This is a genomic window from Actinomadura roseirufa, assembly GCF_900659635.1.
In the GTDB taxonomy this organism is placed as follows: domain Bacteria; phylum Actinomycetota; class Actinomycetes; order Streptosporangiales; family Streptosporangiaceae; genus Spirillospora; species Spirillospora roseirufa.
In genome coordinates this window covers 1-24,616 of the sequence record NZ_CAACVB010000003.1, presented here as the reverse complement: position 1 = coordinate 24,616, position 24,616 = coordinate 1, and the positions used below count along the sequence as shown (strand labels likewise).

Sequence of the window (24,616 nt, the reverse complement as noted above, 5' to 3'; positions counted from 1 at the left end):
ATGACCGGGGGGCACGTATCAGCCCCTCTCTGCGGGGTCGGGATCCGGATAGACCTCGTATGGCTCGTCGGTCAGGTCTCCCTCGACCCACACCTGCATTCCGTAGCCGATAGGTGTGTCGGGATACAACAGAGGCAGGTTGCTCCGGGTTTCGGCGAAATCCTCGTGAGCGGCCAGAAGCCGCAATTCCTCGCCGTGGCGCAGAACCGAACCGCTCAGGGCGACCGGGACGAGCTCATCGAAACGGAGCCAGTCGAGCTCCACCCTCCTGGAGCCCGCGTCGTCATACACCGAGATGAGGGAATGTAGATCAACATGTCCGGCGCGACGCCCGTTCTCGATGAACCAGAGGTCGGCCGTCTGGCCGAGGTGCGCGTTGACGAAATCCTGATCGTCGTTGTCGACGAAGATGCTCCGCAGCAGGAAGCGGATGTGCTCTCGGTCCCCGTAGACGAAGAAGACGCTTGAGGTCACCTGCACATCATGTGCGTTTTCGAGCACGTAGCAACTGCGGCCCGCACGCTCATCCGATGCCGGAATGATCCCGCCTTTCTCCGCGATCTCGCCCATCAGCGGCGGGACGGGGACGGCGTCCCAGCCCACGGCGCCCCCGATCCCGCCGTCAAGGTCACCGGCGAACATCCCGTCAAAGAACTCGCCGACGGCTTGTAGGCCCGGACCATCCCCAAGTATGGCCGACGCCCCCCGGTCGTGCTGGACGGTCGGGGGGCGTTGTCGTGCCCCGGATCAGGTGGCGGCGGTCAGCGCGTGCAGCTCCCTTGCGGCCGGGAGCGTTCGTGTCTTTGCTGGGAGCACCGCGAGGACTCGGCGAGCATTTGATCGGACACGTGCGACGCGTCGTTCTGGTGGAAGCGCGTCGAGGATGTTGAGCGCTTGTTCGAGGGCGTGTTCCGGATCGGTTCGCGCGTGGAGGATCGGCACATGCAGGCTGAGTTGGATCGCCTGGTAGTCATGTGGCTTGAAGTGGGCGCGGGCAGCGTCCTGGGCTTCGCCTGCGCGCTTCGCATCACCGGCCCACGCGTAGACCTGACTCTGGATACACCGCAAGCGATCTTCACCCCAGTGCGGTCCCGTCGCTGGAAGCCGCCCGAAGAGTGCTTCGACTTCGCGGATCGCCGTGATCGCCAGCGGGAAGTTTCCGGCCGCTGCGTGTGCTTCCGCTTCGACGGCCACCGCGTAGATCAGCGGGAACGTGGGACGGGTTCCCGCAAGACGTCGCGCCTCCTGGATCAGGGGGATGAGACGGGCAGGGTCCTCGCGGTCATCGTTGCTCCGCGAGAGCACCTCAAAACTGCGGGTCAGAGACGCGAGGTCACGATCTTGTGATTTGTCCGCGAGTTGCCGGGCCGTGCTCCACCAGCGTTGTGAGTGACGGCGGTTCCCGATCTCGGTTAGACCGCCAGCGATCAAGAATGCGTGCCGGGCGGCCGCATGTGCGAGATCGCGGCCTACGGAGCCGGGCAGGCTCTGGCGGAGGTGGGGCGCGATGTCGGTCCAGGCCGCCGCAAGGGCGGCCAGTACTACGGCGGGAGGGTCGTAGCGATAACTCGCCGCGTGGAAATCATAGGCGCGTTCCCAGTCGTCGATCATGCCTTGGGAAACGGTCGTGCCGGGGAGGGGGCGCTCGCCGTCCTGCCAGGCGCGGCTGAGAGCGGCGAGGACCGGTGCGATGGTTGCGCCTGCGGTTAACACTGTGGTGTTTTGGAGGAGATCCCTGCGGTTCATGTCATTCCCCTGGTTTGGAGCTGAACCCCGATAACCGGCACAGTCGGGCATGCCTGGCGTGTTTTGATGAGGGTCCTGATGTGCTATGCGCTCGTCTCGACTGCGAAGAAGTCTTCTCGCGTCGCCTTCGTAGCTGATGGGCGACGCCCCCCGATCGTGCTGGACGATCGGGGGGCGTTGTCGTGTCTCGGGTCAGGTGGCGGTGGTCAGCGCACGCAAATCCCGTGCGGCCGGGAGTTCTCGCGCCTTTTCTGGGAGCACCGTGATGACTCGGCGAGCATTTGATCGGACACGTGCGACGCGTCGTTCTGGTGGAAGCGCGTCGAGGATGTTGAGTGCTTGTTCGAGGGCGTGTTCTGGATCGGTTCGGGCGTGGAGCATGGGCACATGCAGGCTGAGTTGGACCGCCTGGTAATCGTCTGGCCTGAAGTGGGCGCGGGCAGCGTCTTGGGCTTCGTCGGCACGCTTTGCATCACCGGCCCATGCGTAGACCTGGCTCTGGATGTACCGCAAGCGATCTTCGCCCCATTGTCGCCCTGTCGAGGGCAGCCGGGAGTACAGTTCTTCGACGTCACGGACGGCGTTGAGGGCCAGCGGAAGGTCCCCGGCCGCCGCGTGGGTCTCCGCTTCGACGGCAACCGCGTAGATCAGGGGGGATGTGGGGCGTGTTCCCGCAAGCCGTCGCGCCTCCTGAACGAGCGGGATGAGGCTCTTGGGATCTTCGCGGTCGTCCGAGAGCCTGGTGGTCACCTCCCAGCTACGGCTGTACGAGGCGATGTGATGATCTTCTGCTCTGTCCGCGAGATTTCGGGCCTTGTACCACCATCGGAGCGAGCGACGACGGTCCCCGATCTCCGTCAGTTCACCGGCGATCAAGAATGCGTGCCGGGCGGCCGCATGTGCGAGATCGCGGCCAACGGAGCCGGGCTGGTTGTGACGGAGGTGGGGCGCGATCTCGGTCCAGTCCGCCGCGAGAGCGGCCAGGACCACGGCTGGAGGGGCGGTGCAATAACTTGCCACGTGGACGGGGTAGGCGTTCTCCCAGTCGTCGATCATGGCCTGGGAAATGCTCGCCCCCGGGAGGGGCGGTTCACTGTCTCGCCAGCCTTTGTCCAGAGCGGCGAGCACTGGTGTGACTGCTGCGCCTGCCGTTAAGACTGCGGCGCCTTGAAGAAGATCTCTGCGGTTCACGTCGTCGTCCCCGGGGTTGGGAGTTGGACTCCGATCCACGGTACCGCTGGGTATGCCGGGTGCGTCCTGCTGCTTCTGGACTTCTTCGATGTCGTTCAGGAGGTCGGTCAGCTCGTCGAGCGTGATCTCCAACGCTTGGGCGAGTTTGGGACGGACCCATGGGATTGGATCAACGTCGGCGCGTTCCCAGCGGCCGATCGTTGATCGTTCCACGTGGATCCGCTCGGCCAAGCCCTCCTGGCTGTAGCCCATTGATCGTCGTCGTTCGGCCAGACGGCGCCGCTTTAACCCCATTTATGACCTTTCTTTCAGGTCTACTTCGAGACCGTTCCTTGAAAGGCATGTCCGGTGGTCGCGCTGGGGGACTGCCTCGTCGACAGGCCAATGATGCACGAGTTGTGGGCTGGCTGTGACCGCTTTCGCGGCAGTTCACTGAGGGCACGGCCGGACTCCGCACCCCCGGAGTTAATGATCGCCGTGTCCCTGAAGACAGAACGACCCCGGCTGGTGCGCTCACACCAGGGAACCCGGGGCCTGGCCGGAAACGAGGTCCGGTTATGAGCGAGGATAACGAAGCGGACAAGACGGGCGTGGAGGAATACCCCGATGATATTGAGCATTCGGAGGCTTTTGGGCGGCTTGGGGCGTTGATGTCCCGGCTTCACGCCTATGGGCTGGAGACCGATCTTCAACCGCGCGGGTTGATCGTGGTCAATGCGAGGGCGGCGGGGTGTTGTGCGGAGGTGCCGCATCCGGCGGACACGGTCACCTGCCGGGCGCGTGAGGAGGACGGTGGGCGGTTGTGGCTCTTCCACTCGTGGGGTGAGCCGATCGCCGAGGCCGATCGGATCGTGGACGCGGCGTTGGTCGTGGCCACCACTCTCGGCGCACCGATGGGACATGGGTGTGGCGGTGAGTGAGTTCGGGCGTGGGCGCGGGGGGACGGGTGACGCGGCAGAGCCCCCCGCGTCCACTTCACCGGGTGAGCGGCTGGCCGAGCTGGCGGTGCTGGTGAGCCGGCGGTTCTCGGGTGTGGCGCCGATACTTCCGCACGGGACGGAGATTCTGCATCTCATCCGGTCGGGGCTCGGGCCGCATTACGTGGTGTGGGCTCGGCATCGGGAGGCGTTCCTCTGGTACTGCGGGCCCGACCACGGCGCGCAGCTCGGTGTCACGGCCGAGCAGGCGGCCGAGACGATCGGGCGGACGCTCGGGCTGCGACCCGTCTAGTCCCCTGCGAACCCTTTCAGACCGGCGCGGTGGTGCGGGTTGACGCCGCCCCCGAGGTCCCCGCACCACCGCGCCTTCCAGCAGGTGTCCTTCAGGTCCGGTGGGGGCCTGTCATGAGCTCGCCGAGTTGGACGACCGCGAACTCGACCTGGCTCTGGCCCTCTTCCCAGTTGGCGATCAGGGTGCAGCCCTCGGCGGCGAGCAGGTCGCCGCCCGTCCGCTCAGTCCCCAGGTACATCAGGCCCTCTTCGCCTTCGGTGCAGAAGAAGCTGAGGTGGGCGAACAGTTCGGGGGAGGTGACGGCGGCTAGTTTCTCCCGCCACTCCTCGGCCGCGTCCACCTCGAAGGGAAGGAGGGTCTCGGGGCCCGTGCCGAGCGCGGTGGCGACTCGCATCGCGTCGAAGAGCGTGCCGTCCGAGGGCAGGCGGGGGTAGCAGACGGTCCAGGTGGCGCCCAGATCGGTCGCGGTGAGGTCGTGCCGTGCCAGCAGGGGGGCCAGGTCGGCGCCCAGGACGAGCCGGCCGGTGAAGGACGCCGCCGCGAGATCCGTCTCGAACTCCGGGGGCAGCCCGGCCTTGTCGAACTCGAAGACCGACCGGCTCGCGTCGAACTCCGGGAGCGGCTCCTCCAGGTCGAAGATCGGGCAGGCCCAGACGACCGGTTCGGCGCCGCTGAGGGCAGCCGGGGCCAGCCAGGCGGCGTCCCGCGTGAAGCCGAGCTCGTTGATGAGCTCGCCGCCGAAGAACGTCGCATAGACCGCGTCGGCGTCGAAGCTCGCCAGGGGACGGTCGAGGAGAATCTCGAAGGCGCCGGTCAGCTGCTCCGGCCACGAGCCGGAAGCGTTCGCAGAAGCGGAGTTCATGACGGGACCGTATAGTCCGGGGCCGTCATTCCGGATCGCGTGCATGATCCGGAATGGCGGGCCCGGACCGTCAGCTGAGGGTCGCCTTCACCACGGCATCGGGCTCGGGGCCGGCCTGCACGACCAGCGGGCCGTCGGGTGACCACACGCCGGAGCCGCCGGAGGTCTCCCGGAACTCGCCGCTCGGCCCCGCCACGGTCGACATCACGACCCATACGCCGTGCGTCTCCGCCCGCTCGCGCCCGTGCCCGTCCCGGCGGGCCTGAGCCGTAGATCGTGCTGGTGACGTACGCGTCGATGCCCAGCGCCGCCGTTTCCGCCGCGTCGCGGCACACGGCGAGCCCCAGCCGCCACCCGTCGAACTCCAGGACCACCGGCTTCTCGCCCGGGGTGAAGCGGACCAGTTCGGGGCCGTACACGTGCATCTTGGCGTATATCGGTGCTCCCTCGCCCGTGACGGCCAGGGGCGCGATGTACTCGCGCCCGTGCTGCGGCACGCGTCGATGAGCGGGGCCAGGCCCGGATCGTCCACGGCCACGGCCGGTGCGGTGAGGTCGTACCCGGTGAGCGAGAACTCCGGGAGGACGACCAGGCGTGCGTCGGCGCTCAGCACCGCCTCGGAATGGAGGACGGCGTTCGCGGCGACGTCCAGGTCGACGCAGCGGGGTTGGGTGACGGCGACGGTCAGGCACACGGCACTCCGGGCGAGGCGGGCGAAACCGAACATGACCAGCCTGATCCTTCGTCCCCGGCCATGATCACCTTGGGGCGCGGGCGGGCGTGCATAGGATGAGTGGCCGCGAGCTACGGAGGTCATCAGAGTGGACTCCGAACGGACGTCACCGGCCCGTGCGCTCGATGACGTGGCCTCCGCCTTCGACGAGCTGCGGACCCACCTGTTCGGGATCGCCTACCGAGTACTGGGGAGCGTGACCGAGGCCGAGGACGTCGTCCAGGACGTGTGGTTGCGGTGGCAGAACGCGGATCGCTCCGTGGTCGTGGATCCGGCGGGGTTTCTGGCGCGGATCACGACGCGGCTGGCCATCAATGTCGCACAGTCCGCCCGTTCTCGTCGTGAGACCTATGTCGGGCCGTGGCTTCCGGAGCCCGTCGACACCAGCGACGACCCGGCGGTGGGCGCCGAGCGCGCCGAGGCGGTGGAGTTCGCCGTCCTGCTCCTGCTGGAGAAGCTGACCCCGAACGAGCGGGCGGCCTACGTCCTGCGGGAGGCGTTCGACTATCCGTACCCGCAGATCGCCGAGATCCTCCGGCTTTCGCAGGCCAACGTCCGGCAGATCGTCAGCCGGGCGCGCAAGCGGCTGGCGGCGGAGCGGCGCGAGCGGGTGGACGCGGCGGAGCACCGCCGCCTGCTGGAGGCGTTCGTCGCGGCGGCGCGGCTGGGGGACGTCGCCGCCCTGGAGACCATGCTGACGGCCGACGCCGCCAGTTACGCCGACGGCAACGGGGCGAGGGGCGCCGCCCGCACCGTGGTGGTGGGGGCCGCGCGCGTGGCGATGCTGGTGTCCGCCGTGCCGAAGTTCTGGCCGGGCGCCGACGTCACGGCGGTCGAGGTCAACGGGCTGCCCGGGGTGGTGTTCTCCCGGGACGGGACGGACCTCGTGCTCGTGACGGCCGCCGCGTCCGGCGCGGGCATCTACCAGCTCATGTGGATCATGAGCCCGGAGAAGCTCAAGGGGTTCGCCCTGTCGAGAAAGCGTTTCGAAAAGAAGGGCTGACTCCGTCCACCGGCCGGTGGACCCGGCCGGTGGACGTCCGGTGGTGCTACTTCGATGACGCCAGCCAGTCGGTGAAGCGGATGTGGCCGAGGTCGGCGCCGTCGGCGGGGACCAGGCTCTTCTCCTGGAGGAGCGCGCCGAAGTAGCGGGCCTGCGGATCGGCGGTCACCGTGCGGTCGTCGCCGTGGGATCGGAGGTATTCGCGGATCAGGTCGTCGAAGGTGTAGCGGTCGGGGCCGCCGACCTCGGTGATGCCGCCGGTGGGCGGGCCGAGCGCGGCCCGCGTCACGGCGTCGGCGACGTCGTCGGACGCGATGGGCTGGATCAGGGCGTCCGGGACGCGGACCGCGCCGCCCTCGGTGGCCGCGTCGGCGATGGCCCCGGCGAACTCGAAGAACTGGGTGGCGTGGACGATCGAGTACGGGATCGGGGACCCGGCGATCAGCTCCTCCTGTGCGATCTTCGCGCGGAAGTAGCCGCTCTCGGTCAGCCGCGAGGTGCCCACGATCGACAGGGCGACATGGTGGCCCACCCCGGCCTCGGCCTCGGCCTCCAGGATGTTGCGGTTGGACACGGTGAAGAACTCCAGCACGGCCGCGTCCTCGAAGGACGGCGAGTTCGAGACGTCGACGACCACCGCCGCTCCCTTAAGGGCGTCCGCGAGGCCCTCCCCGGTGACGGTGTTCACGCCGGTCCGGGGGGTGGCGACCACGGCCTCGTGCCCCTGATCGCGGAGCCTGGCGACGACCTTGCCGCCGATCAGCCCGCTGCCCCCGATGACCACGATCTTCATTGCGCCTCCGCGGTGTTTCCGGTCGATCCCGTCCTGGGACGGGGCTTACGGCATCTACGACAAGGTGGCCGCCGCATCTGTGACAGGGCCGTCGTGCCTTTCGGGTCCTTCCCGGTGTTCTCCCAGGTCAGTCGCCGATGGACGGTGCGGAAGGCGGGTGTCGTGATCGGGCACGCCGTCCTGTCGTGGAAGATGAGCCCACGCAGTGACGGGAGCATCGTTGTGGCATCAGGAAACGAACGAAACAGCATCCGGATTCGGATGCGCGCACGTCCGATCGATGAGCCGCATCGTGTCTCCAGCCAACTGGAGCTGCTGTTCGACCTGACCTTCGTGGTCGGGGTCGCGGCCGTCACCGCGCGGCTCGCCCACGAGATCGCCGCCGGGCACGGCGCGGCGGGGCTCGTGCCGTTCTTCCAGGTCTTCTTCGCGATCTGGTGGGCGTGGATGAACTTCACCTGGTTCGCGTCGTCCTATGACACGGACGACGTCGCGTACCGGCTGCTGACCATGGTGCAGATGGCCGGGGTCCTGGTCCTGGCGGCGGGCGTGCCCGCGGCGACGGAACATTCCGATTTCCGCGCCGTCACCTTCGGCTACCTCATCATGCGGGTCGGGCTCATCGCCCAGTGGGTCCGCGCAGGTGTGGAGGACCCGTCCAGCCGGGGAACCGCGCTGCGTTACGCGGGCGGCATCGCCCTCGTGCAGCTGGGCTGGCTGCTCCGCCTCGTGGCCGCCGAGAACGGTGCGCTGCCGTCCCGGGCACAGGTGCCCGCCTTCGCCTTTCTGGTCGTCTGTGAACTGGCGGTGCCGTGGTGGGCCGAGCGGACGGTGACCACCAACTGGCACCCGCACCACATCGCCGAGCGGTACGGGCTGTTCACGATCATCCTGCTGGGGGAGAGCGTCCTCGCCGTGTCGCGGGGCGTCGCGGGGGCGCTCCAGGCCGCCGAGGTCAGCGGCCCGTTCGTCGTCGTGGCCGGGTCCGGTCTCGTGCTGCTGTTCGCCCTGTGGTGGCTCTACTTCCTGGCCCCGGCGGGGGAGGGCCTCAGCGACCGCCGTCACCGCTCCTACCTGTGGGGATACGGCCACTACGGCATCTTCGCCGCCCTCGCGGCCGTCGGCGCCGGGCTGGAGGTCGCGGTCGAGCGGACCGGGCACGGCCTCCCGGTCTCGCCTCTCGCGGTCGGCTGGGCCGTCGCGATCCCGGTCGCCGTCTTCCTCGCCCTCCTCTGGCTGGTCCACGCGCCTCTCGTGGCCGAGCCCGCCGTCCGTCCGGCGGCGGCGCTGGGCTGCGCCGCAGCCGTCCTGCTGCTGCCACTGGCGGTGCCGTGGATCGGGATGACCGCCGTCGTCGCCGGTATCGCGGCCGCCTGCGTCCTGCTGACCGCGTACGTCGTCATGTCCAGCCGCCCCCCGCGAGGGACGGCCCGCGACCCCGACAGCGTCCAGGACGAGGGAGACAGGCCGAGACGACCGCCGACCTGACGCCCGCCCCGCCCACCCCGGATTCGGCGACCGTCCCGAGGCCGGGACCCGCCCCGGCTTGGGTGTCACAAGGCGCTGTGACCGAGCCGACCCTGATCGTTGTCAGCGGGCCGCCCGGGAGCGGCAAGACCACGCTCGCGCACCGGCTGGCACAGGGCCTCGGCTGCCCCGCCGTCATCCGGGACGAGATCAAGCAGGGCATGGTGCCGGCCGCCGCCGACCTTGACCAGACCGGGATCGACCGGCTCAACCTCCACGCTTTGTCCGCCTTCTTCGATGCCCTGACGGTGCTGGTGAAGGCAGGGGTGACCGTGGTCGCCGAGGCCGCCTTCCAAGACCGCCTCTGGCGTCCGAACCTCGAACCCCTCCAGGACATCGCCGATATCCGCGTCATCCGGTGCATCGTCCCGGCGGCGGTCGCGCACGAGCGGGTCGCCCGGCGCGTCGCCGTCGACGCCCACCGGGCCGCCCATGGGGACCGCGCCCTGCTGGAGGCGATCGCCGAGGGGCGCCATTCGAACGACTCCTTCGTCTGGATCTCCCTCGACACACCGGTCATGCCCGTGGACACCGCCGAGGGGTACCGGCCCGGCCTCGCGGAGGTCATTGCTTTCGGGCGGGGCGGGTCCCGGTGAGCCGACTCGCCCGGAGAGCCGCTCGCCACGCGATCACGGTTGTGGCTAGATGGGACCGGGCGGCTCGAGAGGACGGGGTCCATGATCAGAACGTCCGGAGCAATGATCGTCTTGTCGGTGGGGGCCGGGGGGCTGGTCCTGGTGTCGGCGGCGTCGGCGGCGCCGGCGGACGCGGCGCGGTTCACGCCCGGCGCGCCCGGGGTCGGCGACCCCTATTTCCCCGACATGGGCAATGGCGGATACGACGTCTCCCACTACGACATCGCGCTGAGGTACGACCCGAAGACGAAGGGACTCGCGGCCGTTACCACCGTCACCGCGCGCGCTACGCAGAACCTGTCCCGGTTCGACCTCGACCTCGTCGGCTTGAAGGTCTCGTCCGTCAAGGTGGACGGTCACAAGGCCGAGTACAAGCGGACGGGACGGCAGGAGCTCGTCATCACACCGCGCAGGGGGATCCACAAGAACGGGCGGTTCACCGTGACCGTCGCCTACGGGGGTGTTCCGCAGACGAGCGACGATCCGGAGCTCGGGACGTCCGGCTGGGTACCGACCCGGGACGGCGGCGTGATGGCGAACCAGCCGATCGGCGCGGCGACGGTCTTCCCGGTGAACGACCATCCGACCGACAAGGCGACGTATTCCTACACGCTGTCGGCGCCGAAGGGCATCACCACCCTCGCCAACGGTGACCTCAAGGGGCGGGTGACCAAGTCCGGGTGGACGGTGTCGCGCTGGGAGATGCGCGAGCCCATGGCCAGTGAGGTGTCGATGGTCGCGTTCGGCGATTTCGACGTGCTGACCGGGCGGACGGGGAAGGGCATACCGAACCTGACCGCGACCCAACGCGCCCTGGGCCTCAAGCCAGAGGACGCCAAGCAGTTCTTCACGATGACGGGCGGGATCGTGGAGTTCGAGGCCTCGCTGTTCGGGCGTTATCCGTTCAGCTCGACCGGAGGCATCGTGTTCAAGGCGGGCGAGATCGACCCGCTGGAGACGCAGGGGCGTCCGATCTACAACATGACGGACGAGGCCGGCCCGATCCCGAGCCGGGGCCTGATCGCGCACGAGCAGGGGCACCAGTGGTTCGGCGACCTGGTGTCACCGAAACGCTGGGCGGACATCTGGCTCAACGAGGGCTTCGCCACCTACGCGGAGTGGCTGTACGCCGAGCGGTTCGAGGACGAGCCCGTCCAGGACAGTTTCGACGAGGCGTACGGCACGCCCGCCGATGACGACCTGTGGGAGGGGAAGGTCGCCGATCCGGGCCGGGGTCAGATCTTCGACGACCTGGTGTACGACCGCGGGGCGATGGCCATCCACATGCTCCGCAAATCCATCGGCGAGCGGACGTTCTACCGGTTGCTGAAGGAATGGCCCGCGTCGCACCGCTACGGCAACGCCTCGACCCGGGACTTCATCCGATTCGCCGAGAAGCTCTCCGGCGAGGACCTCAAGCGCTGGGCCGCGACCTGGCTCTACTCGGAGGGCAAGCCCGCGCTCTAGGGCTTCGCGAGGCGGGCGGCGCGTTCTTGCAGGTAGCGCTGCTCGGGGACGCTGGTGGTCAGGCGCGCGGCCGTCCGGTAGGAGGCCAGGGCGCCCGCCTGGTCGCCGGCCATCTCCAGCAGGTGCGCGCGGACGGCGTGCAGCCGGTGGTGGCGCGACAGCTCGTCCAGGGGGTCGAGGAGCGCGAGCCCCGCCCGCGGGCCCCGCGCCATGGCGACCGCGACGGCGTGGTTGAGGGTGACGATCGGGCCCGGGTCCAGGTCTTCGAGGATCTGGTACAGCGCGACGATCTGCGGCCAGTCGGTGTCCTCGGGGCGCTTGGCCTCCGCGTGGACGGCGGCGATGGCGGCCTGTACCTGGTACGGGCCGAGCCGGTTGCGGGCGAGGGTGCGGGCGGTGAGGTCGAGGCCCTCGGCGATGGACGCCCCGTCCCACCGATCTCGGTCCTGCTCGGCGAGGGGGACGAGGGCGCCGTCCGGCCCGGTCCGGGCCGGACGGCGCGCGTCGGTGAGCAGCATGAGCGCGAGGAGCCCGGCGACCTCGCCGTCGGCGGGGAGCAGCGCGCGCACGGTGCGGGTCAGCCGGATCGCCTCGCCGGTGAGGTCGCCGCGGTGCAGGTCGGGACCGGAGGTGGCGGTGTACCCCTCGTTGAAGATCAGGTAGAGGACGTGCAGGACGGTGCGGAGCCGCCCCGGAAGCTCGGCCGCGGGCGGCATCCGGAACCGCGCGCCCGCCTCCCGGACGCGTTCCTTGGCGCGGGTGATGCGCCGGGTCATGGTCGCCTCGGGGACGAGGAACGCGCGGGCGATCTCCGCCGTGGTCAGCCCGCCGACGGCGCGCAGCGTCAGCGCGATCTGTGACGGCGGCGTGAGGGCGGGATGGCAGCACAGCAGCAGGAGGGTCAGCGTGTCGTCCTCGCCGGACGGGTCCGCGGCGTCGGCGGGCGGGGCGAGCAGGTCGTCCCGCGGGGTCCGGGCCGCGGCCTCCAGCTCGCGGCGGCGGCTCGCCCGCTCGCTGCGCACCCGGTCGGCCAGCCGCCGGGACGCGACGGTGACGAGCCAGCCGTCCGGGCGCTCGGGCACGCCGTCGCGGGGCCAGCGCGTCGCGGCGGCGAGCAGCGCGTCCTGCACGGCGTCCTCGGCGGCGGCGAAGTCGCCGTGCCGGCGGGCGAGCGCGCCGAGGACCCGCGGCGCCAGCCGGCGCAGCAGGTCCTCGACGGCGGGCGCGGTGCTCACATCTCCTGGCCGGACAGGTCCATGATCGGGTGGACCTCGATGGCGCCGAAGCGGGCCTCGGGGAACATCGCGGCGATCTCGTCGGCCCGTTCCGGGGTCTCGCAGTCGAACACGAAGAAGCCCGCGAGCTGCTCCTTGGACTCCATGTACGGGCCGTCCGTGCTGACGGGGACGCCGTCGCGGGGCCGCGTCGTGCGGGTGAGCACGGGGTCGGCCAGTGCCGTCCCGGAGATCAGCTCACCGGTCTTCTCGATCTCCCGGAACTGGCGGTCCGCCACCTCGGCGATGCGGGTGCGCTCCTCCTCCGGCAGCGCCAGGTACTCCGGGTGCCGCATGAAGATGGGGTGCCCCCAGTTCTCCGCGTTCCCATAGATCAGGTACAGGTACTTCATCCGGTCTTCCTTCCCCCTCAGAAGGGTCCCGCGACGCCGATGAGGTTGCCCTCCGGGTCGATGATGTGTCCCACCGCGAAGTCACGCTCCGGGTCGCGTGCGGGACCCATCGCACGCTTGCCTCCCAGGTTCTCCGCTTTCCGCAGAGTGGCGTCGACGTCGGGGACACCCACATAGAACAGGACGCGGGGTTCGAAGCCCTCGCCGCCGCCGATCCCGCCCGCGATGCCGTCCCCCGCGGAGCTGACGAAGCCGTACTCGCCCGGACGGGAGACCTTGTCGGTGGTCGCGTCGCCCACCTGGAAGTCCCAGCCGAACAGAGCACCGTAAAAGCCGCGGAGCGCGGCCGGATCGGACCCGATGATCTCAAAATGCACCACTGCGCGACCCATGTCCGTCCTCTCGTCGCCGGTGCCTCCGTCGGGCACCTTTGCGCAGAGGTCGGAGCCGCGGATCCCGACCGGACATCGTCCCCGAGGATTTTGTCAGGTCAGGATGACCTGACCTGCGGGACAGTCGAGTATCGCGGTGAGCGTCGTGGCGTCGGCGGACATCACGTCCAGGTGGGCGCCGACGGCGTCCAGCCGTGTCCGGACGCCGGCCGGATCGGGATCGGTACCGCTGAAGGAGACGAGCGGGACGGACGGCAGGCCCCGCTCGGCGGGGTGCGGAGTCGTCCCCCAGTCGATGAGGAACGGCACGAGCCCGGTCTCCGCGTAGGCCAGCCGCCAGGTGAGCAGATCACCGCCGGGCGTGCGCCGGGACATGTCCTGGACGTCGCCGGGATCGTGGCCGCGCAGGCGGGCCGCCGCCACCCGCTCCTCGATGTCGTCCGCGCGGATCGCCCAGGTGACCAGGGCCGGAGTGGTCAGGGCGTCGACGCCGAACGGACGGGCCGCGCCGGGGGCGGGCCGTTCCTCGTCCGGGCCGATGATCTCCAGGTAGCGGCGGCCGCCGAGCCCCAGCAGGTGGTTGCGGGTACCGAGGCCCTCGTGGCGGCCGCCCTCGGCCGGCCGCACCCCAGTGAGACGGTGGAACTGCTCCACCGTCTCCTGGAGGTGGGGCGTGGCGTAGACAAGATGGTCGAGCGCTTCGTCGATACCTGGCATGCGCTCATTCTGTCGAGGTCAGGACACCGGGTAAGGGCTCGTCATGGTGCCGACGTACGCCTCCGGGGGTCCTTCCAGGTACTCGGACAGGTTGTTGAAGAACTCGACGAGCGGCGGGTACTCGTTGTGCCGGTCCATGTCCTCCTGGGAGCGCCACACCTCGTACAGGAAGAAACGTCCGTCCTCCTGCTCGTGCAGGTGCCACTCCAGGTTGCCCTCCTCCTTCCGCGTGGGCTCGATCAGCGAAGTGAGGAACTCCCTGACCTGGTCAACGCGGTCGGGGCGGGGACGGAGGAAGCCGTAGAGAGAGATGGGGCTCTGTGTTGTCGTCATGGGTAGAACGTTAGAATGTGACATCGATGTGAGTTTCAAGTCGTCCCGGTGTGAGGTGGGCCACGTGAGGATCGGTGAGCTGGCGCGCGAGAGCGGCGTGAGCATCCGGCTGCTGCGCTACTACGAGGAGCAGGGGCTCCTGATCTCCGAGCGCACCGGCGGCGGCCACCGGCAGTACGGCGCGGACGCGCCCGTCGCCGTCGCGCGGATCCGCACGCTGCTGGCCGCCGGGCTCCCCACCAAGATCATTCGTGAGCTGATGCCCTGCTTCGTCGGCGACGGCACCGAGCTCCAGGCGTGCGTCTTCGACCACCTCCGCTCGCAGCTGGACGAGCTGGACACGCGCATCGCCGACCTGAGCCGCGCCCGCGCCTCGCTCGGCGACCTGCTCGCCTCCTCCACCAGGGCGGCGGAGCCCGTCCCCGCCTGAGCGTCGCGCCCGCGCTCTCGGGCGTCGCTAGTCCTGGGCGGTGCGGACCTCGCGGAAGGTGATCTTCTGCTTGGGCCTGCCGTCGCCGTTCCCGACGTCGTTCGTCGCCCCGGCCGCGGCGACTCTGTCCACAATGTCCATGCCTGACGTGACGGTCCCGAAGATGGTGTACGGCGTGGACAGCTTCGGTATGTCCTTGTAGACGATGAAGAACTGGCTGCCATTGGAGTCGGCGCCCGCGTTGGCCATGGCGACGGTGCCGCGCTTGTAGCTGGTGTCCCGCTTGTTCTCGTCGGCGAACCGGTAGGACGGCCCGCCGGACCCGGTGCCCGTCGGGTCACCGCACTGCAGGACGCTGAGCTGCGGCGACGTTCCGAGCCGGTGGCAGGACGTGCCGTCGTAGAACGTGCGGCCCGCGAGGTACATCAGCGAGTTGACGGTGCACGGCGCCTTGGCCGCGTCCAGCCGCATCGTGATCTTGCCGAGGTTCGTCGTCAGGACAGCGGTGACCGTTCCCCGGGCCCGCGGGGTGGACGGCGGCGTCCCGACGTTCTTCACCGGCCCCGTGTTCGCGGCTCGAAGGGGGTAGGAGCATCTGCCCGTCCCTCCGCCGCTCGACGGCGACGCGCCGGCGGCCGCTCCGCGTCCCGACGCGGCGCCGCCGCTCCCGCCGTCCTCTCCACCGCCGTCCGGGAGCAGGAAATCGCTCGTCATCGCCCCCGCCGCGACCACCACCAGCACGGCTCCGGCCGCGGCGGCGATCAGTACCGGGCGCCTGCCTCGCCGCGGCGCGGCGCCCGCGTAGGGCGGGGGCGCCGGGACCTGCGGGTTCATCCCCGGGAGAACCCCCGGCGGCGGCCAGCCGGGCGGCCCGGCCGGGGGCGGCGCGGGGACGGGCGGCGGCCAGGCGGCGGGTCCGTCCCGGGGCGGGATCGGCGAGAACGATGTCGCGGTGAGGGTCGCGGCGGCGGAGGGTGCCCTTCGCGAGGAGGTCGTTCGTCCCGGAGCCGAGCAGGGTCGTCAGGACGTCCAGCGCCGTCGGCCGCAGGGCCGGGTCCTTCGCCAGCGCCGCCGCGACCAGCTCGCGCGGCTTCCCTTCGAGCAGCCCCAGGTCGGGCTCGCCGTGCAGGACCCGGTGCATGACCGCCGGGATGGACGGGCCGGGGAACGGCGGCGCCCCGTTGGCGGCGAACGCCATTGTGCAGCCCCAGGCGAACATGTCCAGCGGTGGTCCGCCGCTGCCGCCCGCCACCTGCTCGGGCGCCATGAACGCGGGCGTGCCGACGGCCCCAGTGAGCGTCGCGGACGTGGCGTCCAGCGGCCGGGCGATACCGAAGTCGATGACCCGCGGGCCGTCCGGCCCGAGCAGCACGTTCGCGGGCTTGAAGTCGCGGTGCACGACCCCCGCCTCGTGGATCGCGGCCAGCGCGGTGGCGGTGCCGATCGCGAGCCGGACGATCTCGTCCGGCGGCAGCGTGCCGCGTCCGGCGACCAGATCCTTCAGCGAGGGCCCCTCGATGTACTCGCTGACGATGTAGGGCGGGTCCGCGTCGGCCTCGGCGGCGAGGAGCCGGGCGGTACAGAACGGCGCGACCCGGCGCGCGGTGGAGAGCTCCCGTTCGAAGTTGGTGCGGGCGCGGACGTCCTCGCCGAGCCCGCCGTGCAGGACCTTCACCGCGACGCGCCGCCCGTCGCCGCTCTCGCCCAGGTAGACGGTCCCCTGGGCGCCCTCGCCGAGCCGGGCGGTCAGCCGGTGGCCGCCGACCTCGCGGGGATCGTGCGGACGAAGCGGACGGGGCTCGGGCATGCGGGACCTCCACCGGAAGACGGAAGCAGACTATCCAGGACGTTGGGGCAGGTCAGCGCTCCGGACGGTCCGGCCGGTCGTGGGCGGCGTGCTCGGCGAGCTCCAGCTCGATGAAGGCGCCGATCATCGCCCGCCAGACGGCCTCGGCGACCTCGGGCGCCAGCCCCGCCGCGGCGGCGCGGTCACGGACCCGGGCGATCACTTCCTCGACCCGGCCCGGCGCGCGGACGGCCCGTTCGTCGGCCTTGAAGGCGGCGGCCGCGCGCACCAGCGCCTGCCGGTCGGCGAGCAGCCCGACGATCTCGCCGTCGATCGCGTCGATCCGGGCGCGGACCTCGGGCAGGGACGTGGGCGCGGTCATGCCCTTGATCATGCCACCGGACGGCCAACGAGGAGATCATCAGGGTGCGCTACCAGGCGTAGGACGCCTTCGGTGCGCTTCTCGCAGCCCACGTGGACGAGCCAGGAGCGGGGATGGCGGCCCTCCGCCCCGTCCCCCGGAACGCGAATGGCCTTCGGTTCTTGCTCACCGCTCTGCTTCCGGCGGAAGAGTCCCCTTGCCCCGGGGCGCGGATGGGCTCCGCGTCCGCCACCGGGATGCCCGGCTAGGGGGACAATGGGAAGGTGACCGAGATCCGGACCCCGCTCCGCCGCCGCCCCGCCCAGCGCCGCAGCGCCGAACGCGTCCAGCGGATGCTCGACGCCTGCGCGGAGATCCTCGACGAGGACGGCTACGACGGCCTCACCACCACGCGCATCGCCCAGCGCGCCGAGGTGGCCATCGGCTCGGTGTACCAGTTCTTCCCCGACAAGCGGGCGGTCGCGCAGGCGCTCGCGCTGCGCAACCTGGAGGTCTTCGGCGAGCGGGTCTCCGCGGCGGTCGCCGGGGGCACCTTCGACGACTGGTCCGACACCGTCGGCGCGATCATCGACATCTTCGTGGACATGCACCGCACCGTCCCCGGCTTCCGCGTCCTGCGGTTCGGGGACGTCGCGGACGTCCACCTGCTCGACTCCGACGCCGACAACAACGCGGTGGTCGCCGACCGGCTGCGGCAGATGATCGTCGAGACGTTCGCCGTGCACGACACCCCCGGCCTCGCGCGCGCCCTCGCCATCGCGGTCGAGGCCGGGGACGCCGTGCTGAAGATGGCCTTCCGCCACGACCCGGACGGCGACCCCGCGATCCTCGCCGAGGCCGAGCGCCTCATCCACGGCTACCTCGCCGGGCACATCAACGAGTCCTGACCGCGCGCCCGGCCCCTCTCACCCTGTGCCGCGAATGTCAACTTTGTGGCAGACTCCGCCCTTGATCGACATAAGCGGGAAAAGGGGGAGTTTGCTCGTGGACGACCGGCTCCAGGCGCACGACCGGCTGCTGATCCGGCAGCGGGTTCGGGTCATGGTGAACCAGTACGAGGTGCACGCCGAGACGCCCGGCGGCGGCGAGGGCGAGCTGATCGCCTTCGCCCAGCAGAAGAGGATGGCCTTCAAGGAGCAGGTCACCCTCTACAGCGACGACACCAAGAGCCGCCCCATCCTCGGCTTCAAGGCCCGCAAGCGCATCGACCTGGCCTCGGCCTACGACGTCACCGACGCTTCCGGGCAGCCGATCGGCGTCTTCCGCAAGGACTTCAAGAAGTCGCTGCTGGCCTCCACCTGGCACCTGGAGCAGCCCGGCCTCGGCGTGACGACCGGCAGCGAGCGCAGCCGCTTCGTCGCGCTCCTGCGCCGGGTCTGGGACTTCCTCCCCCTCGTGGACGCCCTGCCGTTCGCCTGGCCCTACCACTTCGACTTCCGGGCCGGCGACCAGATCGTCTTCTCGGTGGACAAGAAGTTCGGGCTCCGCGACCGCTACGTCGTCGACATCAAGGACCCGCGCCTGGACCGGCGCCTGATCATCGCCCAGGCCGTCGCGCTGGACGCCCTCCAGTCCCGCTGACCTCGTCCCCACCCTTGCCCCCGCCCTCGTCCTGCGCCGGGTCCGGCGGCAGGGGAACCCTGACGGCGAGCCGGAACCCGCCCTCCGGGCGCCGCCCCGACTCCAGGGTGCCGCCCGCCGCCGCGACCCGCTCGCCGAGCCCCGTCAGGCCGTGCCCCGGCGGAGGCGCGGCGTCCCGTCCCGGCGCGTCCGCCGGGCCCGCGCCGTCATCGACGATCTCCAGCGCCGCGCCGTCCGGCCCGCGGCCGACCGTGACGCGCACCCGGCGGGCCCGCGCGTGCCGGACGACGTTCGTCACGCCCTCCCGGACCGCCCAGCCGAACAGCGCGTCCACCGCGTCCGGCAGCGGCGGCCCGGACGACCGCACGTCCACCTCGACCTCCGCCGCCGACAGTGCCGCGCGGGCGCCGTCCAGCTCCTCGCCCAGGCACCGCCGCCGGTAGCCGGTGATCGCCGCGCGGACGTCGGCGAGCGACTCGCGCGCCACCGACTCGATCCCGGCCACCTCGCGGAGCGTCCGCGCCGGGTCCCGGTCGTGGACGCGGCGCGCCACCTCGCTCTTCAGCACGATCAGCGACAGGCTGCGGCCGAGCAGGTCGTGCAGGTCACGGGCGATGCGCAGCCGCTCGTCGGCGGCGGCCAGCCGGGCGACCTCGCCGCGCGCCTCGCGCAGCTGCTGGACGAGCAGCCGCGCGTGCCGGAACCCGAACATGAACACGCCCAGCGTCAGCGCGGTCAGCGGGAGGCTCGGCAGCGCCCACCGCGCCCCGTCGATCAGCGCGCACTGCGCCGCCGTCAGGGCCGTGGCCGCGCCGACGCCCCACAGAACCCACCGCATCGGCAGGGTCATCGCGGCGACCGTCGACAGGTAGATCGGCATGCCGATCCACGCCTGCCCGAACGCGAACGGCAACCCGGCGCACAAGACCGCGAACAGCGCGAGCAGGGCATGGCTCCGCGCGCGGATCGGATGGATCCAGCTCCGGATGCTCAGCGGCGTCGCCAGGTAGAGGGCGACGAACGCCCCGAGCGCGAGCAGGCTGAGCCACAGTCGCACTCCCCGGTACCCCGCGACGACGTTCACGAGGGGGATGAGGTAGGCGAGCCCGAAACCCGACCACAGCGTCCGGCGAAAGCGGGACCGCCCGGCGTCGCTTCCGTCCGTCCGGTCACCGAAGAGCATCGTCATGAGGTCTGCATCGTACGCGGACGTGCGGGCCCCGTGACCAGGAGTGAAACCTCGTACGGGCGGAAATCAGGGGTCGCTGGGCCTGGCCACTCTCCCACTTTACATGTTACGAAGGTATGTAAAGCCGGTGGGCGGACCCACATCCCCGCGCCGCGACCGCGGCGCGGGCCCGGAGGAGGCTTCCCCTCGTGAGTTCCTACGACCTCTACACCACGCCCGTGCCCACGGACACGTGGAATGTTCCCATGGCGGGCGACGCCCGCTTCACCTGGGAGTACGACAACGGACGCGACCGCCTGCTCAGCTTGTACCAGAAGGGCAAGGACAAGCAGTGGGACGCCCAGAAACGCATCGACTGGGACCTGGAGGTCGATCCGAACAACGTGGCGGGCCTGCCGGAGAGCTTCAACCCCCTCTTCGGCTCCGAGATCTGGGACAAGATGCCCCAGAAGGAGCGGGACGAGTTCGGCCGCCACCAGGGTGCCTGGCTGTTCAGCCAGTTCCTGCACGGTGAGCAGGGCGCCCTGAACGTCTCGGCGCGCATCGTCCAGTCCGTCCCCGACCTGGACTCGAAGTTCTACGCCGCCACCCAGACCATGGACGAGGCGCGCCACGTCGAGCTGTACACGAGGTTCGTGCACGAGAAGATCGGCATGTACTACCCGGTCAACCAGGACCTGGCGAAGCTGCTCGCCGAGTCGCTGGAGGACTCCCGCTGGGACCTGCCCTACCTCGGCATGCAGGTCCTCATCGAGGGCCTGGCCCTCGCCGCGTTCGGGCTCTACCGCGACATGTCCACGAACCCGCTGGTCAAGCAGCTCCTCGCGTACGTCATGCAGGACGAGGCACGGCACGTCGCGTTCGGCCGGCTCGCCCTCAAGGACTACTACGCGGAACTGACCGACCGGGAGCGCGCCGAGCGCGAGGAGTTCGTCGTCGAGGGCTGCTACCTCATGCGCGACCGCTTCAAGGGCAGCGAGATCTTCGAGCAGCTCGACATGCCGGTCGACAAGTGCATGGAATATGTCGACAACTCGGAGATGTACCAGCTCTATCAGTCGCTGCTGTTCAGCCGGATCGTCCCCTGTGTCCGGGACGTCGGCCTGTGGGGCGACAAGGTCCAGGCCGCCTACGCCGACATGGGCGTCCTCGACAACGCCAAAGCCGACCTCGAAGCACTCATGCGCCAGGACGAGGAGATCGCCGACAAGGTCGACGAGGAGCGCTACGCCACCGAACTGGCCGCCCGCAAAGACGAGATCGACGAAGTCATCACCCTAGGCGATGCCTAACCCAGGCTGTGTTGATTGCAAGCCCGGCCCACAGTCCTCGCCTGGCGGCTCGGACCGTGACCGTCCTTGTGCGAGCGCGAATCGCTTCGCGATCTTCCCGGCGGGGCTCGCCTCCGGCATCACCCCGCCGCTCAGGTAGCGCACTCGCGTGACGGCTGAGCGTCGCGTGAGGCACCCCCGGAGCCTCCACTGGCGCCCGTCTAGCTGCGGGGTGCCGTGACCGTGCGACGCGGCACCGTTCGCGCTCTCCCCTGGAAGGCGCTCGCCTCCGGCTTTGCCCCGCCGCTCAGGTGGGGCGTTCGCGTGACGGCTGAGCGTCGCGTGAGGCACCCCCGGAGCCTCCACTGGCGCCCGTCTAGCTGCGGGGTGCCGTGACCGTGCGGCGCGGCGGGCGTGCTCGCGTGGCGTGGCATTGCTTCGCGCTCTTCCCTGGGGTTCGCCTCCGGCTTTGCCCCGCCGCTCCGCAGGGCGCTCGCGTGACGGCTGAGCGTCGCGTGAGGTAGGTCAGGGGCTTCGCTGGCGCTTGTTTGGGGTGACCTTCGCGTGCGCTGGAACAAGCGTTCCTCGCTCTCGGGGGTGCCGTGCTCGTGTGGCGTGGTGTTGCTTCGCGGTCTTGTGTGGAGGGGCTCGCCTCCGGCTTTGGCCTCGGTGGTCGGGTGGGGTGCTTGGGGGCTTGGTCTCTGGGGTGGTTGTGGGTGCGCTGTCGGCGAGGGCGGGGTGGATTCGGGGTTCGGTTTTACTGAGTTTTATCGCAATATGGTGCCCTTGGGAATGTCGTTGATCTGGGCACTCGATCTTTATTTTCTCTCCCAATTGGTTCCCGTATCGGGGGTGCGCGGGCCCGGCTTGTACTACTGTCCCCGCTCGACGGTGCGCCGGAATGCCGCTTGCCCGCGCGGGCGCACACGCACGTGCCGGATCAATCCGCAAAAACCCGGGGGAATCAAGAAATGAACCGATCCGCTAGAAGCCTGCTGGGCGTCTCCGTCCTCGTCCCGCTCGCCACCGCCCTCGCCGCCGCGCTGCCGGCGAACGCCGTTCAGGGGCCGGCCGCCGGACCCGTCCGCCAGGCGGCCGGGGCGCCGCTCGGCCGTATCGCCGCCCGGCCGGTGCCCAAGCCGGTCGGCAAGGCCGCCGACGCCGTGGACGGGGTCCTGCGCGAGGCCCGGGACGCGTCCGCCCTGCGCACCGGCGCCGCGGCGGACCGCCGGACGCCGCGCCGGTGCACCCTGGACAGCGGCAAGGCCCTGAAGGGCACCGGTACGCCCCTGCCCGGCAAGGCCAAGATGACGCTCAGCGTCCCGGAGCGGCGCGCGGTCGGCGACGACTGCCTCGGCAAGAAGCGCGGACGCGCGGCACTGCCCGCCCCGATCCGGCCGAGCAAGGTGACCGGGGGCGTCCTGAAGGGCATCCGGAACCTCAAGGGCGGCCACCTCGGCAAGCTCGGCGCGGTCACCAAGAAGGTCGGGCGGACCCTCGCCGAGCGGCATGCCGCGACCGGCCGGCACGCGGCCCCCGAACCGGGCGGCAGCCTCCCGCTGGGCAGCGCCGCCACGCTCGGCCTGCCCAGTATTCCGAGCGCCGTCCGCACGCTGGAGGCCGCGGGCGTGCCCCTGCCGTCCAAGCTGCTGTTCCCGCCCGCCCGGCGCCACGCCGGTCGCGCCCCCGCGGCCCATCACCGCGTCGGACGTCCGGGCGTGGCCAGCGGGATCGTCACCTCGGCGGGCCGGGTCATCGACACCACCGGACGGGTCATCGACACCACGGGCCGGGCCATCGACACGACGGGTGACGGCATCGACGACGCCCAGTCCGGCATCGGCCACATCGCCGAGGTGCTGAAGACCGACGACCGCCCCGTCCGGCCCCGCAAGCACGCGGCGCGGCCCGGCAAGCACGCCTTCACGCTCGGCCGTCCCGTCGTGAAGACCGGCAAGGCCGTCGCCAAGAAGCACCTTCCGGCCGTGTCCCGGACGGCGTCGGAGCGGCGTGCCGCGCGGCCCGCCGCCGACCCGCTCACCGAGACGCTGCGCAACCTGCCCGCCCTCTCCGGTCTCCGCGGCCTGCCCATCCAGGGCGTTCAGGGCGTGAAGCTGCCGCAGCTCCTCTGAGCCCGCGCACACCCGCCGGACGGGCCGAACGGGGCGTTCCACATCCAGTGGAACGCCCCGTTTTCCTTACTTCCAAGTGCCTGTTATCTGACCGAGATGGCATCTTATGGAACACGCAAAATGATCTTCAATGGTGGTGACCGGGTGAAGTGGATCAGTGTCGGAGGGCAAAAAACGTAGTGACAAACCCCACAAATAAGGGGTCCGGTGCCCGTTTTGACTCCGCGGCGTCGTACGGTCAGGGACTTGTGCGGCGCAGTTGAGATCAAAAGTGAAGAAGCGACCCGCCGCACCTGCCGGACGCCGGTTCCGCGATGACGCGGACGCGCCTTCGAGAACGGCGCGAAAGCGGGTGATGAGGCCCGCGCGCGGCCAGGGTGCCAGGGACGACGCCGTCACCTGACCACGCCGCGAGAACGCCGGGCGTCCGGGGCCCTGTCCCCGAACAAAGGACTCCTCTGTGGGTAGCCGTCGCGCACGCCTTCGCACCGTCCTGCTCGTCTCCGGCATCGCCGCCGCGGTCATCGCGGCGGGCGTGTTCACCCTCGTCAACAGCGGCGGCTCCGCCGAGTCCGCCCAGGCCGCGCAGACCGCGCCGCGGACACCGCCGCCGGCCGCCGCGCCACTTCCCGACCCGCCTCTCGCCACCCCGACGCGCGCGAGCCGCGGCCGGACCCGTGCCCCCGAGCCCCCGCACACGAAGGCGGCCAAGCCGAAGCAGAAGCCGAAGGCGAAGGCGAAGCCCGTGAAGAAGGCGCCTTCCTACAAGGTGCTGAAGTCGGGCTCCTGCGAGGCCTCCTACTACTGGGAGGGGCAGATGACGGCCAGCGGCGAGCCCTTCGACCCGAACGCGCTGACCGCCGCGCACAAGACGCTGCCGATGGGCTCGAAGGTGCGGGTCACCAACGACAACAACGGCCGGTCGGTCATCGTCCGCATCAACGACCGGGGCCCGTACGCGGGCGGCCGCTGCCTGGACCTGTCCAAGGCGGCGATGGTCAAGGTCGGCGGGACCGGCTCGGGTGTGATCCCCGTGCACTACGAGGTGCTGTCGCGCAGGTGAGGTCCCGCGCGGCCGCGCCGTCAGAGCGTGTGGGCCGCCGTGTGGGCCGCCGGAGGGGTGCGCTGCGCCTCGTCCGGTGGCGGTTCGGTGAGCCGGACGCCGTCGGACGGCCCGTCGTCGGCGGGGCGGATCCCCGCCAGGTGCTCGCGGAACCAGTCGGTGAGGACGCCGTCCACGCGCACCGCCTCGGTGATCGGCGGGCGGGCCTCGGTGCCCGGCTCCGGCGCCAGCGCGTGCCCCATCCGGAAGGTGACCGACTCGACGGCGAAGCCGCCGTCCGCGGATCGGGTGCGGCGGATGAGGTCGTACAGCGCGGTGACCTCGTTGGGCGGGACGACGCGGTCCTTCGCGCCGGCGATGAGCAGGAGCGCGGTGTCCCGGCCGGCGATGTCGGCGGCCAGCGGCCCGAGGTCGAGCCGTTCGGCGAGCGCGCGGCCCCGCTCGGACCAGCCCCGTTCGCGGCCGGCCCGCTGTTCCACGGCGCGGGCCGCCCGCGACGGCGCGACGACGGGCGCGACGACCGCGG

At 70.6% G+C, this 24,616-nt stretch carries 27 protein-coding genes and 1 pseudogene; 12 read left to right on the top strand and 16 right to left on the bottom strand.

Annotated features, from left to right (window positions below):
- Positions 1–18 precede the first annotated feature (18 nt).
- The 3 genes from E1291_RS01090 to E1291_RS41710 form a co-directional block, all read right to left on the bottom strand.
- The gene (locus tag E1291_RS01090; protein ID WP_131735610.1) at positions 19–642 is read right to left on the bottom strand and encodes a hypothetical protein; all 624 of its coding nucleotides are present in this window, start codon (positions 640–642) and stop codon (positions 19–21) included.
- Between the two features lie 105 nt (positions 643–747).
- Positions 748–1,797 carry an NsdA family TPR-like regulatory protein gene (locus E1291_RS01085; RefSeq protein WP_503108231.1) on the bottom strand — a complete coding sequence of 350 codons (1,050 nt, stop codon included), beginning with the start codon at positions 1,795–1,797 and terminating at the stop codon, positions 748–750.
- Between the two features lie 141 nt (positions 1,798–1,938).
- A complete protein-coding gene (locus tag E1291_RS41710) occupies positions 1,939–3,231 on the bottom strand; it encodes a helix-turn-helix transcriptional regulator (protein WP_165494907.1) in 1,293 nt (430 codons plus the stop codon).
- Between the two features lie 263 nt (positions 3,232–3,494).
- Here E1291_RS41710 and E1291_RS01075 point away from each other — a divergent pair, with 263 nt between their 5' ends.
- Together E1291_RS01075 and E1291_RS01070 are read left to right on the top strand one after the other, a co-directional pair.
- Positions 3,495–3,857, top strand: coding sequence for a hypothetical protein (locus E1291_RS01075; protein WP_131735608.1), 363 nt, complete (start codon positions 3,495–3,497; stop codon positions 3,855–3,857).
- Positions 3,850–4,167: a hypothetical protein gene (locus E1291_RS01070; RefSeq protein WP_131735607.1), complete on the top strand. Its 318-nt coding sequence runs from the start codon at positions 3,850–3,852 to the stop codon at positions 4,165–4,167. The genes E1291_RS01075 and E1291_RS01070 overlap by 8 nt, the downstream gene beginning before the upstream one ends.
- A gap of 91 nt (positions 4,168–4,258) precedes the next feature.
- On the opposite strand, the gene E1291_RS01065 is transcribed toward E1291_RS01070, so the two are convergent.
- Both E1291_RS01065 and E1291_RS44470 read right to left on the bottom strand, forming a co-directional pair.
- Positions 4,259–5,029, bottom strand: coding sequence for a hypothetical protein (locus E1291_RS01065; protein WP_131735606.1), 771 nt, complete (start codon positions 5,027–5,029; stop codon positions 4,259–4,261).
- Positions 5,030–5,099: 70 nt separating this feature from the next.
- Positions 5,100–5,234 (bottom strand): hypothetical protein, encoded by a 135-nt coding sequence (locus E1291_RS44470; RefSeq protein WP_278045218.1) that lies wholly within the window; start codon positions 5,232–5,234, stop codon positions 5,100–5,102.
- 616 nt (positions 5,235–5,850) lie between these two features.
- Between E1291_RS44470 and sigJ the strand changes: the two genes are divergently transcribed.
- Positions 5,851–6,765: an RNA polymerase sigma factor SigJ gene (gene sigJ, locus E1291_RS01055; RefSeq protein WP_131735605.1), complete on the top strand. Its 915-nt coding sequence runs from the start codon at positions 5,851–5,853 to the stop codon at positions 6,763–6,765.
- A 46-nt stretch (positions 6,766–6,811) separates the two neighbouring features.
- On the opposite strand, the gene E1291_RS01050 is transcribed toward sigJ, so the two are convergent.
- Positions 6,812–7,558, bottom strand: coding sequence for an SDR family oxidoreductase (locus tag E1291_RS01050; RefSeq protein ID WP_131735604.1), 747 nt, complete (start codon positions 7,556–7,558; stop codon positions 6,812–6,814).
- Positions 7,559–7,819: 261 nt separating this feature from the next.
- Between E1291_RS01050 and E1291_RS01045 the strand changes: the two genes are divergently transcribed.
- The 3 genes from E1291_RS01045 to E1291_RS01035 all read left to right on the top strand — a co-directional run bounded on the left by E1291_RS01045 (position 7,820) and on the right by E1291_RS01035 (position 11,187).
- Positions 7,820–9,046 carry a low temperature requirement protein A gene (locus tag E1291_RS01045; RefSeq protein WP_131735603.1) on the top strand — a complete coding sequence of 409 codons (1,227 nt, stop codon included), beginning with the start codon at positions 7,820–7,822 and terminating at the stop codon, positions 9,044–9,046.
- A gap of 77 nt (positions 9,047–9,123) precedes the next feature.
- Complete coding sequence (locus E1291_RS01040) at positions 9,124–9,681, top strand: P-loop nucleotide/nucleoside kinase family protein (RefSeq protein WP_131735602.1); 558 nt, start codon at positions 9,124–9,126, stop codon at positions 9,679–9,681.
- 81 nt (positions 9,682–9,762) lie between these two features.
- Positions 9,763–11,187 (top strand): M1 family metallopeptidase, encoded by a 1,425-nt coding sequence (locus E1291_RS01035; protein WP_207400486.1) that lies wholly within the window; start codon positions 9,763–9,765, stop codon positions 11,185–11,187.
- Here the strand turns inward: E1291_RS01035 and E1291_RS01030 are convergent.
- The 5 genes from E1291_RS01030 to E1291_RS01010 all read right to left on the bottom strand — a co-directional run bounded on the left by E1291_RS01030 (position 11,184) and on the right by E1291_RS01010 (position 14,256).
- Positions 11,184–12,422, bottom strand: coding sequence for an RNA polymerase sigma factor (locus tag E1291_RS01030; RefSeq protein ID WP_131735601.1), 1,239 nt, complete (start codon positions 12,420–12,422; stop codon positions 11,184–11,186). The genes E1291_RS01035 and E1291_RS01030 overlap by 4 nt on opposite strands.
- Complete coding sequence (locus tag E1291_RS01025; protein ID WP_131735600.1) at positions 12,419–12,814, bottom strand: YciI family protein; 396 nt, start codon at positions 12,812–12,814, stop codon at positions 12,419–12,421. The genes E1291_RS01030 and E1291_RS01025 overlap by 4 nt, the downstream gene beginning before the upstream one ends.
- A 17-nt stretch (positions 12,815–12,831) precedes the next feature.
- Complete coding sequence (locus E1291_RS01020; protein ID WP_131735599.1) at positions 12,832–13,206, bottom strand: VOC family protein; 375 nt, start codon at positions 13,204–13,206, stop codon at positions 12,832–12,834.
- 93 nt (positions 13,207–13,299) lie between these two features.
- Positions 13,300–13,923, bottom strand: coding sequence for a VOC family protein (locus E1291_RS01015; protein ID WP_131735598.1), 624 nt, complete (start codon positions 13,921–13,923; stop codon positions 13,300–13,302).
- 18 nt (positions 13,924–13,941) lie between these two features.
- Positions 13,942–14,256: a putative quinol monooxygenase gene (locus tag E1291_RS01010; protein WP_131735597.1), complete on the bottom strand. Its 315-nt coding sequence runs from the start codon at positions 14,254–14,256 to the stop codon at positions 13,942–13,944.
- 64 nt (positions 14,257–14,320) lie between these two features.
- Here E1291_RS01010 and E1291_RS01005 point away from each other — a divergent pair, with 64 nt between their 5' ends.
- The gene (locus E1291_RS01005) at positions 14,321–14,686 is read left to right on the top strand and encodes a MerR family transcriptional regulator (protein ID WP_131735596.1); all 366 of its coding nucleotides are present in this window, start codon (positions 14,321–14,323) and stop codon (positions 14,684–14,686) included.
- A 27-nt stretch (positions 14,687–14,713) separates the two neighbouring features.
- Here E1291_RS01005 and E1291_RS41705 read toward each other — a convergent pair whose 3' ends face one another.
- The 3 genes and pseudogenes from E1291_RS41705 to E1291_RS00990 all read right to left on the bottom strand — a co-directional run bounded on the left by E1291_RS41705 (position 14,714) and on the right by E1291_RS00990 (position 16,854).
- Positions 14,714–15,157 (bottom strand): peptidylprolyl isomerase, encoded by a 444-nt coding sequence (locus E1291_RS41705; RefSeq protein ID WP_242613865.1) that lies wholly within the window; start codon positions 15,155–15,157, stop codon positions 14,714–14,716.
- A 562-nt stretch (positions 15,158–15,719) separates the two neighbouring features.
- Positions 15,720–16,493 (bottom strand): annotated as a pseudogene (locus E1291_RS43655) (serine/threonine-protein kinase); the annotation flags it as partial.
- A gap of 52 nt (positions 16,494–16,545) precedes the next feature.
- On the bottom strand, positions 16,546–16,854 hold the full coding sequence (locus E1291_RS00990; protein WP_131735594.1) for a chorismate mutase: 309 nt from the start codon (positions 16,852–16,854) through the stop codon (positions 16,546–16,548).
- A 263-nt stretch (positions 16,855–17,117) separates the two neighbouring features.
- Here E1291_RS00990 and E1291_RS00985 point away from each other — a divergent pair, with 263 nt between their 5' ends.
- Complete coding sequence (locus tag E1291_RS00985) at positions 17,118–17,741, top strand: TetR/AcrR family transcriptional regulator (RefSeq protein ID WP_131735593.1); 624 nt, start codon at positions 17,118–17,120, stop codon at positions 17,739–17,741.
- A 97-nt stretch (positions 17,742–17,838) separates the two neighbouring features.
- Complete coding sequence (locus E1291_RS00980) at positions 17,839–18,435, top strand: LURP-one-related family protein (protein WP_242613864.1); 597 nt, start codon at positions 17,839–17,841, stop codon at positions 18,433–18,435.
- Here E1291_RS00980 and E1291_RS00975 read toward each other — a convergent pair.
- Positions 18,392–19,624 (bottom strand): sensor histidine kinase, encoded by a 1,233-nt coding sequence (locus tag E1291_RS00975; RefSeq protein ID WP_131735591.1) that lies wholly within the window; start codon positions 19,622–19,624, stop codon positions 18,392–18,394. The genes E1291_RS00980 and E1291_RS00975 overlap by 44 nt on opposite strands.
- 188 nt (positions 19,625–19,812) lie before the next feature.
- Between E1291_RS00975 and E1291_RS00970 the strand changes: the two genes are divergently transcribed.
- From E1291_RS00970 to E1291_RS00960, 3 genes are all read left to right on the top strand, one after another.
- Complete coding sequence (locus tag E1291_RS00970; RefSeq protein WP_131735590.1) at positions 19,813–20,916, top strand: ferritin-like domain-containing protein; 1,104 nt, start codon at positions 19,813–19,815, stop codon at positions 20,914–20,916.
- Positions 20,917–21,866: 950 nt separating this feature from the next.
- Complete coding sequence (locus E1291_RS00965; protein WP_131735589.1) at positions 21,867–23,027, top strand: hypothetical protein; 1,161 nt, start codon at positions 21,867–21,869, stop codon at positions 23,025–23,027.
- Positions 23,028–23,487: 460 nt separating this feature from the next.
- Positions 23,488–24,090, top strand: a complete 603-nt coding sequence (locus tag E1291_RS00960; RefSeq protein WP_242613863.1) for a septal ring lytic transglycosylase RlpA family protein — start codon at positions 23,488–23,490, stop codon at positions 24,088–24,090.
- A gap of 20 nt (positions 24,091–24,110) precedes the next feature.
- Here E1291_RS00960 and E1291_RS00955 read toward each other — a convergent pair.
- Positions 24,111–24,616 (bottom strand): alpha/beta hydrolase family protein (locus E1291_RS00955; protein ID WP_370770917.1); only part of this gene is annotated, 506 nt, incomplete at its 5' end.